The following is a 16,265-nucleotide window of genomic DNA, read 5'->3' as shown; positions in this document are numbered from 1 at the left end:
GGCGCTGCTTGTTTGGAGACAACTGCAGAAAGCACGCAGACAGCGATGTCAGCGCCGTTCGGCCCGCTCGAAGCGCTCGTCGATCAGGTACACGTCGCCGTCCCGAACCGAGACTTCGATACTGTCGAGGGCGTCACCGGCACAGGGCCCGTGCGTACAGACGCCGTCGTCGGGTTCGAACTGCGCGCCGTGTTTGTGACACACCAGCTGGTCACCCCGGACAATCGCGCCCCGGCCCGGATCCAGCAGGACCTCGGGCTGGTGAGGGCAGGAGTTGCGCCAGGCGGCGACGGCATCACCCGAACGGTGCAGGATGCAGTTGACACCGCACCGACCGTCACGTGCCTCGAAGACGAGCGTACTGTCAGTGGGCACCGAATCGAGGTCGACGATGCGGCGCCGCTCGTTACCGTCGTCATTGCCGTCGGGCGACTGCTCGTCGTCGCCGCCAGTCACCGGTCCTCCGTCGCTAGTCCCGGAAAAGCTGAATCGGACGGTCGCGTCGCCGGCTTCGACTTCACCACCGTCGTCGTGGATTCGGACCGATTCCGACTCGTCGTCAGCGTCAACGGTCACATCCACGGGGTCGCTCATAGCGGGTTGTCGGCGATTGACACAGATATCGATGTCGAAGTCGTCCGCGGGATGCCGGTTGCAAAACGGAGTTATGTCAGCCCCTCGGAACGTTGATATGGACCAAGACGACGTTTCCGTCGATGTGGAAGTCGAAGTGGAGATAGACACAGCGGAACTGGAAGCCGAAGTCGAAGACATGGCGGAGTTCGAGGCAGAGCTAGAGGGCAAGGGCGTCGAAATCGAACTCGAAGCCGAAGTCAAGTTCGCCGAGCACGACGAGCACGAAGAGGTGGATGAGACGGAAGAGTCCGAAGTCGGCGGCGAGATGGACGAGACAGAAGATGCGACGGCAGAGTCCGAAGTGGACGAGGCAGATGGTGACGACGAAGACTAGGCGTAGTCACAGACAGCGACAGCCGCGGTTGGGAAGCCACTCCCCAGTGAACGCGAGTGAAACTCGCAACGTCACCACGGACCGTCTAGCCACGCAGCTACCTATCAGAATACGTACTGAAATCTATTTCTCAGAATACTTACTGATAGGCGGCAGCTACGAACAGGCAGACAATGCACGACACGCCACACGTTATCGGTGTCAGCGGCAGCCTTCGTGACGATAGCGGAACCAGAATCGCTGTCCAGCGCGCCCTCGACGCGGCAGCGGGGGCTGGCGCAACGGTTGAGCACATCGACCTGCGAGAGTGGGACCTCCCGCTGTTCGACCCTGACGCAAGTGCGGCTGACTCCGGTGACGGCCCGGAACTCGCCGCCCGTGTCTGCGAGGCCGACGCACTGATCCTCGGAACGCCTGTGTACCACGGCACAATCGCCTCACCGCTGAAGACGGCACTTGACTACTGCGGTATCGACGACGTAGAGGGGACGACCATCGGCATCCTCGCAGTGGCCGGCGGCGGGTTCCCCACGCCGACGCTACAGCATCTTCGGGCCTCCGTCCTTGAGCTGAAAGGCTGGCCGCTCCCGCAAGATGTCGCCATCCCCGACTCGTGGGCCGCCTTCGATGACGGCAGCATCGCCGACGAAGACATCGGGGAACGCGTCGAAGAACTGGGATCAAACGTCGTCGCGTACACTGGTGTTGCGAACCGACGCGAGGAAACGGACCAGTCAGAGCTGGCGACCGGGGACTGAAGTTACTCGAACCAGTCGACGAAACTCCCCTCCAGCAGATTCTCCTCCTGATGGCGGATATAGGTGGCCTGCATCCCCCAGATCGCTTCGGCCAGCGGGACGTTCTCCTCGACGCGGCGGCGGACATAGTCGTGTTTCCAGCGTGCGGGCGTAAGCCGGCGGTCGACGCGTTCACGCAGCGGCCGGATGTACCCGTGTGCCTCCTCCGCCGAGAGACCGCGCTGTTCGAGCCCCTCGCGTGCGTGCTCGAACAATTCACCGTATATTTCTTCGGTGCTGGTCGTCGTCGCCCCGTCAGCGGTGATCCATTCGATTTTCGCCCGGAGGCCGTTCCGGGCGGCGGTGTAGAAGTTCCGCTTTGCCGTCTCCCAGTCCAGCGACCGGATAGGGTGTTCCAGCTGTGGCAGGCTCTCCATCAGGCCAGCGAAGACAGCCGCGAATCCGATTGCGTCGTCGACGGTCGGCTGTGCGGCCAGCGGGCGGAACTCGATGCGGGCGTTAGCCGCCGACCGGGTGGCTCCCTCGAACACCGGCCTGACCCACCGCCAGTAGGAGCCATGCTTGTGCCGGAGGTGGACGAAGTCGTCGTCGAAGCGGGTGCCCGACGGCAGGTCGACCGGGACGATAGTGTCGTCCGCAACGATGTCGTCGATGGCATCCTCAACGGTGTCAAAGTCCGGCGGGAAACAGACCTTCGGTGGCGTCGAGTCGCCATCGGGCGGATTGAGGACTGACTCGAAGACGCCGATGCGGTTCTCCATGTTCGCCCCCGCGACAATCTCCGGATCGGGCGCGTCGTCGTACAGGTCCGGCGGGAAAAACGGCGAATTGACGCCAAGCGCCAAAAGCGGCGCGGCGATACGGAGTGCATAGGTGAAATACTCCGGCAGGTCCGGAGCGTGAGGAATCTGGTAATGGGGTTGAATGGAAGTGATAAGCGATTCCGGCATCACCGTCTCGGCCTCCAGCGAGACGTGTGGTGCGTCAATTTCAAACGCCGAGGGGTAGTCCGTGTTGGCCATCGTGTGATAGCGAACGGAGTCCGACATGTTCGTCCCGATGCGGACGCCGCTCTGTTCAACGCAGTCACAGAGATACGTCTCGGCTGTCTCGCCGGCGGGCGGAACAGTCCACATACCGTCGGAGACGAGGCGGATGCCCTCGTTGCGTACCCGTTGCTGGGCCGGCATCAGCGACGCCTTCAGTTCGTTTCGCTGGGCCGCCAGCCCGTGGGTGTTCAGCGGCTGTGGGCTCGTCTGCATCTCGGCGTTGTGCAATCCAAGCTCCTTCTCAAACCCGATGAGTTCGAGCAACTGGCGGGGAACCCGCTGGAGCGCGTCGGTTTGCTCATCAACAGCATACAGCTCCAGTTCCATGCCGACGATTGCTTCCGTGTTGTCGAACGTCCCGTCACGAACAGCGGATTTGAGAGCCTGAGCTTCCTCGCGAGCGCGCTCGTTGAACGCCTCGCTGTCCGTCGCAAGCACCTCTGCCACCCGGTCCGCCAGTTCCGAAGCCGACATATCTCCGGGTTTGCAGCCATGGGTGTTAAGCATGCCCCAGGCAGGAGGCGAGAGCGAGAGAGCAGTTGCGACACCGTCACAGCAGCTCGCCGACGTCGCTCACTCCCGACCTCGCCAAGAAAGTCATTCGCACACGCTCACAACAGCTCGCCGACGTCGCTCATCGTCTCTCCTAACGGGTCCCGGTCCTCAGTTGTAAGCGCCCCCTCGACGGCGTCACGGGCCGCGGGCAGCGGGTCGTGCGTCTCGATGTACACAGCCAGGGCAAACTCCTGTTCAGTCACGTCAGCGAGTGCGATGGCGTCACTGCGGGAGAGGTCTCCGGCAAGCCAATCGGCAATTATCTCACGGCCCTGTGGGCCGACCGGCGAGACCTGTTCACCGACGAGATGGAGCGTCTTGGCGGCCATCACGGGTGCAACACCGGCAGCGCGGCCCGCATCGCCGACACTCCGGCCGGCTGCGTAGGCCTCGACGACGGTCGCCGCTGTCGCCGCTGAGCACGGGAGATCATCGGCCACGGAGACCAGTCGCTCCTGGAGCGGCGCGTCTGTCTCGTCGACAGCAGCGACGCCGTGGTCACGCTGGTGGGTCGTGACCTCGACACCGGCGGCGATATCCGACAGCGTCATTAAAATTTCATTCTTTTCGTCGGAATTTAATGCTGTCGGTATCTCGATATGCGCTAGTGTGACTCCTGAGGTCTACCTACCGGTTACCGGTAGGCAGTTTCGCCGAAAAGTGCCCGGAAACCTGCTTTGCATCGGTTTTTTAACCCTCCATCCGGCCGTAGGTGGAAACATGAGTACGACGGTAACGCAATGTCCGGAGTGTAACGGGTCGGTCAAACAGCAGGGCGTCGAATCGGTCTGTGGCAGCTGCGGGCTGGTCGTCGGCGAGGACGCCATCGACCCCGGTCCGGAGTGGCGGTCATTCGACGATGACGACACTGACCGGGCACGCACGGGTGCGCCGCTGACGCGGTCACGCCATGACCGCGGCCTCTCGACGAAAATCGGCCGGTCGACACGGCTGAAAGGGCGTAAGCGGCGTCAGTTCGCCCGCCTCCGCCGCGAGCATAACCGCGCCCAGATCAGCTCGAAACGCGAGCGAAACAAGGTGTACGCCTTCACCGAGATCCGGCGTATCATCAGCTCGATGGGGCTCTCAGACGCGATCCGGGACCGGGCCTGTGTGCTGTTCGAATCCGCACAGAACGAGGATCTGCTGCAGGGACGAACGCTGGAAGGGTTCGCGGCCGCGGCCATCTACGCCACCTGCCGGACCGAAAGCGTTGCCCGGACCGTCGACGAACTCTGTACCGTCGCCAAGGCGACACAGGCTGAGCTCCGCGCGGCCTACGACGCTCTGAACAGGGAGCTCGGGCTACCGACTGGTCCGATTGACCCCCGCGAGTACGTCCCTCGGTTCGCAACGACGCTGGACTTGCCGACGGCAGTCCGGCAGCGTGCGGAAGGGCTCGTCGATGAGGCACAAGACCGTGGGCTGGTCAGCGGGCGCAATCCGGCCGGCGTCGCGGCAGCGTGTCTCTACACCGCGGCGCAAGAGCAGGGTGTGGCGCTCACACAGGCCGAAGCGGCAGAAACGGCGGACGTGACGCCGGTCACGCTTCGCGGAACCTACACCGAGCTACAGGAATAGACGGCGTCGGCGAGCGATTGGAGCGAGCGCCGAGCCGACGTGTCCGGCGCTGTGTCTCGAAGCGGTCGTCCATGTGCCTGTGCCGTGGCTAGCGGGTCACTTTTCGGGATAGCGACAGCTGGCGCACCGAACCGGTCCGCGACAGCCCCAGTCGCGGGATCTGGACCGGCGCGGTTGAGGGCAACCCGACAGAGCCCGGCGTCAAGTTCGCGAGCCAGCGCCCTGACCCGGAGCGCGTCAGCGAGGGCCGCGTCTTCCGGCGTCGTGACGAGTACCGCGGCGTCGGCTGCTGCAAGGGGCAGTCCCACGTCGGCGTGCATCCCAGCAGGCGAGTCGACAATGACCCAGCGATAAGTCCGTTCCAGCGCGTCGAGTACATCTGTGAGCGCTCGCAAGTCGGCACTGCGAGCACCGGCCAGCGTTCGTCCGCAGGGGGCGAGAGTCACGGGACCACCCTCCCGGACAGCTTCGTGCGGGTCAGCGCGGTCGGCAAGAACGTCGTGCAGGTCGGGGCCATGACTGGACGGGAGGTCCGCCATCCCGAGGTCGCCGTCGACGACGACGCTCCCAGTGTTCGCAGTCGGGCGCGAGTCGCTGCTGTCAGTCCGTTCGAACGCGTCAAGTTCCGCTGCGAGGTTGTACGCGATAGTCGACTTGCCGACACCGCCTTTACCGCCGGTGACTGCCAGAATCATGCCAAGCGCGACAGCGTCTCGGTCGGTACCGTGGCAGCCGCTCGTCGGTCGGCAAGCCGTTCGGCCCGTCGGGCCAGTGCCCGGAGCATTTGCTCATCAGTATCGCCGCGTGCCGCAACTGTCCGGACGCCAGACAGGCCGCCCGCCGCGCGAACCGCAGCCGTCGCCGCCGACAGCGAATCCACCTCGGCCAGCCGCTCAGCACGGTCAACCCGCCGAGCAACGGTTTCGAGCCACTGCGAAACTGCATCGGGAGGTTGCTGGTCCGGCTGGTGGCCGGCCACAGTCCTCGATTCGGCTGACGGTTGGCATCCCTCTGGCTGCAGTTTGGTGTCTTGTTCAAGCGTTAGACCGGGCGACCCAGCACTCGCGGCTTCGGCTGCCTCCACCGACTCAGTTGTTGGGACGGCAGCAGCAGGCGGCGACGGGTCACCAAGTTCTCTGAGAACGGCGTTCGCAGAGTCGAGTCGCTCGTCCGCGACAGTGTTATCAGATGCTGGCGCGGCACTCACCAGCTCCGCCGGCTGGGCAGACGGTTGGGCCGGCGTCGCGTACCCAAGGGCACGTGTTCCCGGTCTTATGACACCCTCGAACCCGTCCTCAGACCAGCCAGCCGCAGGAACGCCCTGCGTTCTCGGCGGCCAGAGGGGACCATCGAGACAGTTCCGGACAGTAATTCGAGTCGGTTCAGCGATGTCGCTGACAGTCGCCGTGACGAGCGTCACGTCGTCGACTCGCTCGGCGCGACAGTCGAAAGTCACCATAGCGACGGTGGCCCGGCCTTCCAATTTAAAAGTCAGCAACGGACGATGGGGGCGTCGAGACAGTCCGCTGCGGTCGCTGGCGTCCTGAACCGATCCGTTTCGAGGACGACCGGTGCAGGCGTTTTGGCGATCCGGAGCACGGCCAGGGCAGCCGTTACTGGGTCGGCGTCGAACGGGTCGTCCGGAACTGATCCGGGAACAACTTCGATGGCCCGAGCGAACGTATCGGCGCACCGGTCAACGAGAGTCGCCCGGGCGCTCCGCCGAAGGTTGGCCAGTTCGTCGGCAAGTCGGCGTTGTTTCTCCAGCGTGTCCCGGTAGGCGCGTGCCCGCTCCCGGCGGAGTTCGCGAGTCTCTCTGGCGGCAGCCCGTCGAGTTTCTCGTTCGCTCAGTTCCGTCGCCGCGTCTCGGAGGTCAGCCTGTACCGCCCCGTCGTCCGCACCGATCGCCTGCCGAGCGGTAAGGCGACCCCGGTGGGTAGCGACCGCTTCCTGCAGGCCGTCAACGGTCGACTTCGGGACCGGGTCGACAGGGTCCGGCAGCTCCGGCGGCGAGCACTCAAGTTCGGCCAACTGGGCGTGGCAGTCTGCGATAGCGTCGTCCTGTGGCGTCTCGTATCCCTGTGACCGAGCGGCAGTTGCGAGTGCAGTCCGTGTTCGCAGTCCCATCGATGGATGGACGTGTCCGGCGTAGGCGTACACGGATGGCGGTTCCGGGCAGGAAACGACCGGAAAGGACTGCTGCCCGCGGATGCTTGCGGCGATGGTCCGACCGTCGACGGTTCGGGTTCGGAGGTCGACGACAGCGCCCGTGTACGTGGTTCCAGTGATGCGGAGCTTCACAGGTCAACGCCTCGGAGTTGGTCCGGGTCCGGAAGGTCACGCCCCGACGCGAACCGTTCGTATGGGGTCGCCGGTTCCTCGCGTGCCTCATACCGTTTGGCCGCCTCACGGATATGCTCCGGAGCATCTGTCGGCTCGAACGGTTCGACGTGCTCGATCTGCACGTCAAGGTCGTGTTTCTCGTGAAGCCGAAGCGCCTGGAAGGCCCCGAACTCAGTTCCGGAGAACAACGCTGCTCTCCCGAACTGCCGAACGACACAGTCTTCGTGGGCACGACAGACGTTCCGCAGGTCTCTGCGTGCCGCCCGGGAGTACGTGACGACGAGTAGCACTGGCTAGACATTGCTATTATTACTATAAAATTTTACTGAATTGAAGTAGATTTAGTCTGAATATATGCCAGTCGGCAAGAAAGATAGAGGGAGACAGTCGGACTCCGGAGTCAGTACTGTAGGGGTAGTGTGGAATATGTCATAGGGGCCACGCTGCTCGAAAAGGTCTACTCAACGGCTATAATGGTGAATTCGCCGGCGTCCGCGACGAGGTCCTGTACTCGCTCGCGGGCCGCTGGCTCAGACGGTGCGAGGACGACGAGACCGTCCACGGTGGCCCCGCCGCGTGCTCGATAGGCCTGCAGGTCGCCCTCAAACTCAGTCGCATAGGTCCGGAGAGTCCCGCGAACGTCCCGTTCGAGGTCACTCAGCGACGTCGACCCGGCCTCGAACTCGGCCAGCGCCTCTTCGATATTGCGGAGTGCAGAGATACGGTCCATATCAGGTCGTCCGAAGGTGATCCGTCCGAGGCTCGTACACCTCGCCTTTCTGTTTCAGCTTGTCAATCTCGTGTTCGGCCTTCGACTCGTCGATGCCGACCTCCTCAGCGCGTTCGATGACCACGTCGGCGGGTGCACCCTCATCGTACTCGTCCTCAATGTCGGAGATGATGCCCTTGATGTTCTGGATACGGTCGCGCTGGGTTTTCGACTGGCCGGTCTCGACCACGTCGGCGTCGAACTCGCCGGTCTCGGGGTCGACGCCGATCTCCTTCAGGCAGTAGTGGGCAATGTCGACCGCACGGTCGGCGTCGGCTTCGTCGACGGTGTCGGAGAGGCGTATACGTGCAGAGGCTTCAGCAAGCCGGACCAGCGCCTCCAGCTTCCGGGCGGTGACCGGCACCGGTGCGTCCTCGTCCTGACCCTTGAGCCGCAGGTCGACGTAGAAGTCCTCAATGCGCGATTTCGCTTCCTCTGTCATCGTCGGGAAGCAGTTGCGCTTCGCATAGGCGACGTACTTCCGGAGGAGGTCCGGCTCGATTGTCGGTGCGACCTCCTCAGTAACGGTGCCGACCTCCTCCTCGCTGAAGTTCGAGGTCGGGTTCTCCGTCCGATGGGTGTGGAGTTCGCCGGCGTAGTTGGTCTGGATAATGTGCTCGGCGAGGTTGCGGTCTTTTTCCTCATCTGGCTTGTCCGTCACGGTGAAGATGAGATCGAACCGCGAGATGAGCGCCGGTTCGAGGTCTATCTGCTCGCCGATGGGTTCGTACTGGTCGAACCGGCCATACTTCGGGTTGGCCGCACCCAGCAGCGAACAGCGTGATTTGAGTGTCGCGTTGATTCCGGCCTTCGAGACGCTGATACGCTGCTGTTCCAGCGCTTCATGCATCGCAGACCGATCTTCCGGGGACATCTTATCGAGTTCGTCGATAGCGGCGATACCCTGATCAGCGAGCACGAGCGCGCCGGCTTCGAGCGTCCACTGCTGACCGTCGCCGAAGTCGTCGCGAACGGCGGCCGCGGTGAGCCCCGCACTCGATGACCCTTTGCCGGAGGTGTAGACAGAGCGTGGCGCGATATTCTCGATATATGATAGCATCTGCGATTTACCCGTTCCCGGGTCTCCTATCAGCAGCATATGGAGGTCGCCGCGTATTCGAGAGCCATCAGGTAGCTCCTTCGTTACGCCGGAGAAGAGCTGAAGCATCATTGCGAGCTTCTCTTTCTCATAGCCGTAGATGGAGGGGGCGATGGCCCCGACCATCTTGTCGTAGATGTCGGATTCGCTGGAGAGTTCGACGATTTCCTTCTTGTCGGCGTCAGTGATCTCCATGTCCTCAAACTGCTCGTCCTCGATTTCGACGCTGACGCCCTCCATGTAGATGTCGAACATCGGGGACTTCTCGTTGTCGTTGCCCCGCTGGTCAAGTTTGAGGATGCCGGTCACGCGGACGTGGTCGCCGGCGGTGACGTGGCCCGTGATATCGTCCTCGATGTTGATGTCGATTGACTGGGGCGTCTCCCCGCCGCGCAGTCCCTCGGGAGATTCCTGCACGCGGAGCTTCTGGGCATCAATGAACTGGGACTGGTCGGTGTTGAGCCGGAATGGCCCCTGCCGTTCACAGCCCTGGCAGTCGTGCGGTTCCTGAAAGTCGCCGGCGGTCTGGGGGATGCGCGTGAGCGTCCCACAGCGCTGGCACTCGAAGGCCGCTTCGGTGACCTTCGGACGCACATCAGTCGCTTTCCGGATGATACCACGGACGGCAACGAGGTTGCCGTGATGTTCGTGGCGGAGGTCACGGATGTCCTCGGAATCCGGGAGATTTCGAACGCGGACATGGGCCTGCCCGAGTGAGACATCAACCGGGAGGTCGTACAATCGAAGGGCCTCCTCGGCGTACTCCTGAATCTGCCCGGGCTTGGTTCGGTAGTCGTCGGCCAGATCCGGGTCGAAACGATAGAGGTCGTCCCAGTCGATATACAGCGATTTCTGGTCGTTCGGATATTTCTGGGCGAGCTCACCGATCTCGTTGCGGTAGTAGTTGCGGTAGAACTCCTCGAAGCGGTCGATGAGTTCGGTGTTCTCGGCGGTCGCCATTTGAGTGGACAGTGGTTATGCCCACTGGCCTAAGAAGGTTCGCAAACCGGGGTGGAACTAAAATGAGTCGGCACGAGGGTGCTATCAGTATCAGCGTCGAGAATTGGGCCCTGTAGTTTTTGCTGAGATCCCGATTCACTCAAAGTAGAATAACCGTGCGCAATCAAAATATCACAAGGCGACGGCTCCTTGCCAGTGGCGGCGCGGCCGCGACCGCAGCACTCGCCGGCTGTGTGAGCGGCTTCGGGGGGAGCGGAGAAGGAGACGAGGGCCCCAGCGACGGCCAGCAAGCGACTGCCAGCGGCATCGACGAGAGCGATGCAGCGGCAACTGTCGGGATGGTGTACGCGCTGGGCGGGCTCGATGACCGCTCGTTCAACGATGCGGCGAACCGCGGCATTCAGCGCGCACGCCTCGATGACGGGGTCGAGTACACGAACCACGAGCCAGGCAGTATCGCCGGATTCGGCGAAGTGCAGGCCGAGCTGGCGAGTTCGATGAACCCGTCATACGACCTGATCTGTTGTATCGGATTTCTGCAGGCTGAGGGGCTATCTGAGGTAGCATCGGAGTACACTGACCAGCAGTTCATGATCGTCGACTCTGTCGTGGATGCCGACAACGTGGCCAGTTATGTGTTCCGCGAACACGAGGGATCGTTTCAGGCCGGGAACCTCGCCGGGCTGCTCACGACCAGGGACGTCAACCTCGGTGCGGGTGCAACGAACCCAGAAGAGACGACCGTCGGGTTTGTCGGTGGCCTCGACCAGCCGCTTATCCATAAGTTCGAAGCCGGCTTCAGAGCCGGCGTCGAGTACGCCAACGCGGACGTTGATGTTCTCACGGAGTACCTCGGGAACTTCGACGACGTGCAGGGTGCCCGCGACATCGCAGCCGGGATGTACGACGATGGAGCGGACATCGTCTACCACGCGGCGGGTGGCGCAGGTGTTGGCATCTTCCAGGCCGCACAGGCTCATGGCCGGTACGCAATCGGGGTGGACTCAGACCAGTCCCGGAGTAACCCCCGGTATGCGGACGTCGTGCTCGCGAGCATGGTCAAGCGAGTGAACGTTGCGGTCTACAACGCGGCGACAGCGACGGTCGCAGACAACCTCCCTGCTGGTGAGGTCGTCTCGCTTGGGCTTGATAGTGACGGCGTCGGCATTGTCTATGGGACCTCCCTCGAGCCAGCAATTCCCGACGACGTCAGAGAGGCGCTGTCGACATCGCGGGAGCAGGTCGCTGCCGGCGACATTGTCGTACCAACTGAGCGCTCCAACACGGGTGGTGCCTGATGGCGGGCGGTCCGCTTGATGGACTGGCGAGCGCGCTTGATCGGGTCGCCCCCGAGTTCGTCCGGCAGCGGTTTGCTGCGAAGTTTGCTGTTGCGTTCCTCGCCGTGTTGCTCGTCATCGCAGGCGCTGGGGCGTTCACGTTTCAGGCGACATCCACAGCAGTCGAACACCAGACGACCGAACAACTCGCCGAGACCAGCCAGCTGGAGGGGGACTCTATCGGCTCGTGGGTCGAGCAACAGCGCACGCACACGCGCTCCGTTTCGCAAGGTGAGCCGCTGCGGAGCGACCGACGGGCGGCCGCGTATATCCTGCTGCAGGACCAGCTACTGCCTGACGACGTTGTCAGTATGCACCTCGTAAATGAATCCCGTGGCGAAGTAGTCGCCAGCACTGAACTCCCGCTAGAGGGACGGTCGCTGTCCGAACTTGACGCGCCGTGGACGGCCGCCGAAGTGCCGGAAGGCCCTGGGAACAACACACAGGTCTGGTCGAGTAGTCGATCGTACCGCTCACCGGTCCTCAACGACGAGCCTGTGATGGCGTTCGCTAGCTCGGTTCCGAAGCGTGACGGCTCGCATCTGGTCGTCGTTACGCGCATCCAGAGTCAGGTCGACCGGCTCAGCGATACGAATTCGACGAAGGAAACCACGATTCTGAACACCAACGATGAGACAGTACTGAACATCGACCGCGAGTTTGATTCTGACACCCACAGTGAGAGCATCGCGGCAATCCGCGATGCGAACGGCACTGCAGCACCGGTGACAGCGGTGTCCGATGGTCGCGTGTACGCGTTCGCGCCTGTCCCGACCACGAACTGGGTCACGGTGACAAGCCTAGACACGGCCCAGGCGTTCAGTGTCCGAGATACGGTCGGTCAGATGGTCGGCCTGCTTGTCCTGCTAGCACTCGTTTCGTTGTCGGCTGTCGGCCTTGTGCTCGGGAAACGCACGGTCGACCCCCTGAAGCAGTTGCGGGACCGTGCTGAGCGCATCGAGGCCGGCGACTTCGATGTTGACCTCTCGACGAACCGCGCCGACGAAATCGGCCGGCTCTACGGGACGTTCGACGATATGCGGATCTCTCTCCAGAACCGCATTCAAGAAGCGGAAGATGCGGTCGAGGAAGCGAAGACGGCGCGGTCGGAAGCCGAAGAGCTCCGCACGGAGGCGGAAGACGCACGGGCTCAAGCGGAGGAAGCCAGCCAGCGCCTCCAGGAGCGCGCCACCGAGTACAGCGCGGTGATGCAGGAGATCGCTGACGGTGACCTCACGAAGCGCCTCGATGAGAACGCGGAGGAGACGGCGATGCGAGAAGTCGCAGTGGAGTTCAACGCAATGCTCGACGGGCTCGAAGCCACCGTCAGCGAGGTCGCGGCGTTCGCCGACGAAGTCGCGGATGCCACAATCGAGGTCGCGACTGGGGCCGAGGAAATCGAGACGACGAGCCAGACCGTCAGTGACCGCATACAGGAGATCGCCGACGGTGCCATCAGGCAGCACGACGACCTCGAGGAGGCCGCCGCCGAGATGGACGAGCTATCGGCGAGCATCGAGGAAGTCGCAGCGTCGTCAACGACAGTCGCAGAAACGGCCAGAGAAGCCGTCGACCGTGGCGAAACGGGCCGAGAAGCCGCCGAGTCGGCTATTGACGACATGGCTGAGATCGAGTCCCGCTCGGCAGATGCGGTCGACCAGATTCTCGACCTGCAGGAGCGCATGGACGACATCGGCGAGATTGTCGACTTCATCTCGGACATCGCCGAGCAGACGAATATGCTCGCCCTGAACGCCAACATCGAGGCCGCCCGTGCCGACAAGGACGGTGAGGGCTTCGCCGTTGTCGCCGACGAGGTCAAGAACCTCGCGGAGGAGACGAAACAGGCTGCAGCGGAGATAGAAGCCGAAATCGCGGCCGTGCAGACGGAGACCGATGAGACTGTCACGGATATCCGCGCGACCAGCGACCACATCGACACCGGTGTCAATACTGTCCGCGAGGCTGCTGACGCGATAGAGGACACTGTCGACGCAATCGAGAACGCCAACGATGGTATTCAGGAGATTGCGGATGCCACCGAGGATCAGGCCGACGCAACGCAGAACGTCGTCCACCGCGTCGATGGGGTTTCCGAGATCAGCCAGAACGTGACGGAAGACGCAGAGCAGGTATCGGCGGCCGCCGAAGAGCAGTCGGCGTCCGTCGCTGAAATCGCCCAGAGCGCGGACGAACTCCGCGACCGTGCCGACTCGCTGGCCGCGACCGTCGACGAGTTCGACACCAGTGGCGGGGAGGACGACCACAGCGATGTCGAAGGCCAGCGATAACCACTCCACCCGTTCCGTCCCTGATGGGACTGGCGACTAGCGCGGCGTGATATCGCGACGGATTCTTTTCGGAGAGTCGCTACGGACAGGGTGGTGAGGACTGGCCGTGGCTACGAGTGTGAACAGCGATGACAGCAAAGAACTGGCAAAACGGGTCGCTGAGGAATTAGCAGTAGCAGCGAGAAAAAGCTCGCTTTCGTTATCGCAGGTATGGGATCGCCCAGATTTGAACTAGGGGCGCGGGCACCCAAGGCCCGAAGGTTACCAAGCTACCCCACGATCCCGTACTACTCTCTCAATTCGACAGCATGTAAAGCGTTTCGTTGCGAGGCCGCCGTGTCACGCGGGAGCGAGGCCCCAGAAGTACGCGATACCGAGCGTCGTCGCGACGGCGAAGACAGCCTGTAGCGGCGCTCCAACCTTCAGATAGTCGGTGAATCGGTATCCACCGGGGCCGTAGACGAGGAGGTTCGTCTGGTAGCCGACCGGCGTCATGAACGCCGTCGAGGCAGCAAAGGTGACGGCGAGGACGAAGGCGAAGGCGTTGGCGTTCAGTTGCTGGGCGGTTTCGATAGCAACTGGGATCATCAGGACGACGGAGGCGTTATTCGAGATGATGTTCGTCAGCAGCGCCGTAACGAGATACATGAGTCCAAGGACGACGGCGAGGCCGCCCCCAGCGGTGAGGATGCTGTCAGCACCCATGACGAACAGCTCCGCGAGCAGGTCAGCGCCGCCGGTCTCCTGTAGTGCGGTGCCAAGCGGGATGACGCCAGCGAGCAGGAAGATGACGTCCCACTGGACGGCGTCGTACAGTTCCGGGGGGCGGAGACAGCCGGTGAGCACCATCGCCAGCGCGCCGCCGAGCGCCGAGATGACGATGTGGATCGGCGTCAGCGCCGCGACGCCGACGACAGCAGCGACGATGCCGATCGCAACGGGAATCTTCGACCGCCGGAAATCCGGCCGCGCGACCTCCTGCGCGACGATGAAGTCGTTGTTACGGTTGAGGCGTTCGATGCTTTCGGGAGTGGCCTGCACCAGAAGCGTATCACCGATGCGGAGTGTCACGTGGTCCATTCGCTGGCGGTACAGCTCCTGACCGTGGCGAAGCGCCAGCACGGTCGCGTCGTAACGCTGGCGGAAGCTCGTGGAGACGAGTGTCTCGCCAATAAGCGAAGAGCCGGGAGCGACGACAACCTCAACGAGGTTTTTCCGCTCGTTTGCGGTTTCCAGTTCCGCGTCGTCGACCTCGACATCCGGAATGATGTCCAGCCCTTCGACGTCGAGGAGGTCGACGAGCGTGTCTCGGTCCGTCCGAACGGCGAAGACATCACCGGCCCGAATGGATTTCTGGCCGAGCGGTTCGAGGAACGTGCGTTTCTCGCGAACCAACTGGACGATATCCACGTCGAACGCCGAGACTCTGAGTGCCTCGTCGACAGTCTGTCCGATGAGCGGGGAGTCTTCGCGAACGACAACCTCGGTGAGATACTCCCCCATTTCGAACTCCTCGGTGAGGTCCTCTTCGACCGGAATCCGCGACGGGATCAGATAGCGCCCGACGGTAAGGAGATAAACCGTGCCGATGACGGTCACGATGATGCCGAGCTGGGTGAACTCGAACATACTGAACGGATGGTCGATCAGTTCCGCCGAAAGCTGCGAGGCGAGGATGTTCGTCGAGGTCCCAATGAGCGTCAGCATTCCGCCGAACATCGAAGCATAGGACAGCGGCAAGAGCAGCTTCGACGGCGAGAGCTTGCCCTTGTGCGCGATATCAGTGACCATCGGCAGGAGGATGGCAACGGCGGCAGTGTTGTTGATGAACCCGGAGATAGGTGCGACCAGCCCGACGGTCGCACCGAGCTGTTTCGTTTCGCTGTCTCCGGTCAGCGAGGCGATTTTCGCGCCGAGAATCTGGACGATACCGGTCCGCTGGACGCCGTCTGAGAGAATGAACATCGCCAGCACCGTTATCGTCGCCGTCGAGGCAAAGCCAGAGAGCCCGCGATCCAGCGGCGAAATCCCATCACCAGCCTGATGTAACACGTACACCGGCTCGGCGAGGAGTCCGGCATCAGCCGCCAGAGTCGTTGCTGGCTCGGCCAGCATCAGCGCGACCATAACGGCGATAGCAGTCACGTCGACGGGCAGCGCCTCCGTCGCAAACAGCACCAGCGCAGCGACGATGACCGCGAACACGAATAACATCCCCGGCGTGACAGGTGGCAGCGACACGTCTGGCCCCTGCGCCGCCGTGACAAAAGGATGTATCGTTTGCGAGTGGCGGCATCCCCGCATGACCCGGAGCCGCAGCCGACGTTTATCCCTGTCCGGGCCGAATATGTTACAATGAGCCTTTTCAACGATATCGGTCGAAAGGTCGAGGAGCTGAAACAGGAGGTCGAAAAGGCGTCCGACGACGAGGCCACCCACCAGTGTAGCGAGTGTGAAACGCGCCTCTACACGGACCACGACGAGTGCCCGGAGTGTGGGAGTCCGTCCGTCCTCCCCCTGTCTGGCTAGCAACAGCGGGGAAACGACGGACCA

The 16,265-nt window shown here is 62.8% G+C and carries 16 protein-coding genes and 1 tRNA gene; 6 read left to right on the top strand and 11 right to left on the bottom strand.

The features are described 5' to 3' along the window. Nucleotides 1-48: 48 nt before the first annotated feature. Nucleotides 49-594 carry a Rieske 2Fe-2S domain-containing protein gene (locus tag RBH20_RS15320; RefSeq protein ID WP_306710118.1) on the bottom strand — a complete coding sequence of 182 codons (546 nt, stop codon included), beginning with the start codon at nt 592-594 and terminating at the stop codon, nt 49-51. Nucleotides 595-691: 97 nt separating this feature from the next. Between RBH20_RS15320 and RBH20_RS15315 the strand changes: the two genes are divergently transcribed. Both RBH20_RS15315 and RBH20_RS15310 read left to right on the top strand, forming a co-directional pair. Beyond that, complete coding sequence (locus tag RBH20_RS15315) at nt 692-970, top strand: hypothetical protein (protein WP_306710117.1); 279 nt, start codon at nt 692-694, stop codon at nt 968-970. Between the two features lie 173 nt (nt 971-1,143). Beyond that, the gene (locus RBH20_RS15310) at nt 1,144-1,728 is read left to right on the top strand and encodes an NADPH-dependent FMN reductase (protein ID WP_306710115.1); all 585 of its coding nucleotides are present in this window, start codon (nt 1,144-1,146) and stop codon (nt 1,726-1,728) included. Nucleotides 1,729-1,730: 2 nt separating this feature from the next. On the opposite strand, the gene RBH20_RS15305 is transcribed toward RBH20_RS15310, so the two are convergent. Further along, nucleotides 1,731-3,251, bottom strand: a complete 1,521-nt coding sequence (locus RBH20_RS15305) for a hypothetical protein (protein WP_306710113.1) — start codon at nt 3,249-3,251, stop codon at nt 1,731-1,733. Between the two features lie 137 nt (nt 3,252-3,388). Next, nucleotides 3,389-3,883, bottom strand: a complete 495-nt coding sequence (locus tag RBH20_RS15300) for a hypothetical protein (RefSeq protein ID WP_306710111.1) — start codon at nt 3,881-3,883, stop codon at nt 3,389-3,391. A gap of 169 nt (nt 3,884-4,052) precedes the next feature. Between RBH20_RS15300 and RBH20_RS15295 the strand changes: the two genes are divergently transcribed. Next, nucleotides 4,053-4,913, top strand: coding sequence for a transcription initiation factor IIB family protein (locus tag RBH20_RS15295; protein ID WP_306710109.1), 861 nt, complete (start codon nt 4,053-4,055; stop codon nt 4,911-4,913). On the opposite strand, the gene RBH20_RS15290 is transcribed toward RBH20_RS15295, so the two are convergent. From RBH20_RS15290 to RBH20_RS15265, 6 genes are all read right to left on the bottom strand, one after another. Further along, entirely contained in the window at nt 4,892-5,608 is a 717-nt protein-coding gene (locus RBH20_RS15290) for an AAA family ATPase (RefSeq protein ID WP_306710107.1), read from the bottom strand. The two genes, RBH20_RS15295 and RBH20_RS15290, sit on opposite strands and share 22 nt — an antisense overlap. Then, complete coding sequence (locus RBH20_RS15285) at nt 5,605-6,372, bottom strand: hypothetical protein (protein WP_306710105.1); 768 nt, start codon at nt 6,370-6,372, stop codon at nt 5,605-5,607. The genes RBH20_RS15290 and RBH20_RS15285 overlap by 4 nt, the downstream gene beginning before the upstream one ends. 32 nt (nt 6,373-6,404) lie before the next feature. Continuing rightward, the gene (locus tag RBH20_RS15280) at nt 6,405-7,214 is read right to left on the bottom strand and encodes a hypothetical protein (RefSeq protein ID WP_306710101.1); all 810 of its coding nucleotides are present in this window, start codon (nt 7,212-7,214) and stop codon (nt 6,405-6,407) included. Then, complete coding sequence (locus RBH20_RS15275; protein ID WP_306710099.1) at nt 7,211-7,546, bottom strand: hypothetical protein; 336 nt, start codon at nt 7,544-7,546, stop codon at nt 7,211-7,213. Before RBH20_RS15275 ends, RBH20_RS15280 begins: the two co-directional genes overlap by 4 nt. A gap of 167 nt (nt 7,547-7,713) precedes the next feature. Next, nucleotides 7,714-7,986, bottom strand: a complete 273-nt coding sequence (locus RBH20_RS15270) for a hypothetical protein (RefSeq protein ID WP_306710098.1) — start codon at nt 7,984-7,986, stop codon at nt 7,714-7,716. Between the two features lies 1 nt (nt 7,987). After that, entirely contained in the window at nt 7,988-10,084 is a 2,097-nt protein-coding gene (locus RBH20_RS15265) for a minichromosome maintenance protein MCM (protein WP_306710096.1), read from the bottom strand. Between the two features lie 155 nt (nt 10,085-10,239). Here RBH20_RS15265 and RBH20_RS15260 point away from each other — a divergent pair, with 155 nt between their 5' ends. Continuing rightward, nucleotides 10,240-11,382, top strand: coding sequence for a BMP family protein (locus tag RBH20_RS15260; protein ID WP_306710094.1), 1,143 nt, complete (start codon nt 10,240-10,242; stop codon nt 11,380-11,382). After that, on the top strand, nt 11,382-13,712 hold the full coding sequence (locus RBH20_RS15255) for a methyl-accepting chemotaxis protein (protein ID WP_306710092.1): 2,331 nt from the start codon (nt 11,382-11,384) through the stop codon (nt 13,710-13,712). The genes RBH20_RS15260 and RBH20_RS15255 overlap by 1 nt, the downstream gene beginning before the upstream one ends. A gap of 211 nt (nt 13,713-13,923) precedes the next feature. Here the strand turns inward: RBH20_RS15255 and RBH20_RS15250 are convergent. Both RBH20_RS15250 and RBH20_RS15245 read right to left on the bottom strand, forming a co-directional pair. Beyond that, nucleotides 13,924-13,996, bottom strand: a tRNA-Pro gene (locus RBH20_RS15250). A 55-nt stretch (nt 13,997-14,051) separates the two neighbouring features. Continuing rightward, nucleotides 14,052-15,926: an SLC13 family permease gene (locus RBH20_RS15245; protein WP_306710478.1), complete on the bottom strand. Its 1,875-nt coding sequence runs from the start codon at nt 15,924-15,926 to the stop codon at nt 14,052-14,054. 141 nt (nt 15,927-16,067) lie between these two features. On the opposite strand from RBH20_RS15245, the gene RBH20_RS15240 reads away from it, so the two are divergent. Beyond that, complete coding sequence (locus RBH20_RS15240; protein ID WP_306710090.1) at nt 16,068-16,241, top strand: hypothetical protein; 174 nt, start codon at nt 16,068-16,070, stop codon at nt 16,239-16,241. The last annotated feature ends 24 nt before the right edge of the window (nt 16,242-16,265 follow it).

The organism is Haloarcula sp. H-GB4, assembly GCF_030848575.1.
Taxonomy (GTDB): Archaea; Halobacteriota; Halobacteria; order Halobacteriales; family Haloarculaceae; genus Haloarcula.
The sequence above is the reverse complement of the archived record's forward strand: the minus strand, read 5'-3'. Positions and strand labels throughout refer to the sequence as shown.

What these genes read in the sequence shown, in the direction of transcription:
- RBH20_RS15240 (WP_306710090.1), top strand. Translation starts at nt 16,068, where the DNA reads ATGAGCCTTTTCAACGATATCGGTCGAAAGGTCGAGGAGCTGAAACAG.
- RBH20_RS15305 (WP_306710113.1), bottom strand. Translation starts at nt 3,251, where the DNA reads ATGTCGGCTTCGGAACTGGCGGACCGGGTGGCAGAGGTGCTTGCGACG.
- RBH20_RS15270 (WP_306710098.1), bottom strand. Translation starts at nt 7,986, where the DNA reads ATGGACCGTATCTCTGCACTCCGCAATATCGAAGAGGCGCTGGCCGAG.
- RBH20_RS15315 (WP_306710117.1), top strand. Translation starts at nt 692, where the DNA reads ATGGACCAAGACGACGTTTCCGTCGATGTGGAAGTCGAAGTGGAGATA.
- RBH20_RS15245 (WP_306710478.1), bottom strand. Translation starts at nt 15,926, where the DNA reads ATGTTATTCGTGTTCGCGGTCATCGTCGCTGCGCTGGTGCTGTTTGCG.
- RBH20_RS15320 (WP_306710118.1), bottom strand. Translation starts at nt 594, where the DNA reads ATGAGCGACCCCGTGGATGTGACCGTTGACGCTGACGACGAGTCGGAA.
- RBH20_RS15285 (WP_306710105.1), bottom strand. Translation starts at nt 6,372, where the DNA reads ATGGTGACTTTCGACTGTCGCGCCGAGCGAGTCGACGACGTGACGCTC.
- RBH20_RS15300 (WP_306710111.1), bottom strand. Translation starts at nt 3,883, where the DNA reads ATGACGCTGTCGGATATCGCCGCCGGTGTCGAGGTCACGACCCACCAG.
- RBH20_RS15255 (WP_306710092.1), top strand. Translation starts at nt 11,382, where the DNA reads ATGGCGGGCGGTCCGCTTGATGGACTGGCGAGCGCGCTTGATCGGGTC.
- RBH20_RS15310 (WP_306710115.1), top strand. Translation starts at nt 1,144, where the DNA reads ATGCACGACACGCCACACGTTATCGGTGTCAGCGGCAGCCTTCGTGAC.
- RBH20_RS15295 (WP_306710109.1), top strand. Translation starts at nt 4,053, where the DNA reads ATGAGTACGACGGTAACGCAATGTCCGGAGTGTAACGGGTCGGTCAAA.
- RBH20_RS15290 (WP_306710107.1), bottom strand. Translation starts at nt 5,608, where the DNA reads ATGATTCTGGCAGTCACCGGCGGTAAAGGCGGTGTCGGCAAGTCGACT.
- RBH20_RS15265 (WP_306710096.1), bottom strand. Translation starts at nt 10,084, where the DNA reads ATGGCGACCGCCGAGAACACCGAACTCATCGACCGCTTCGAGGAGTTC.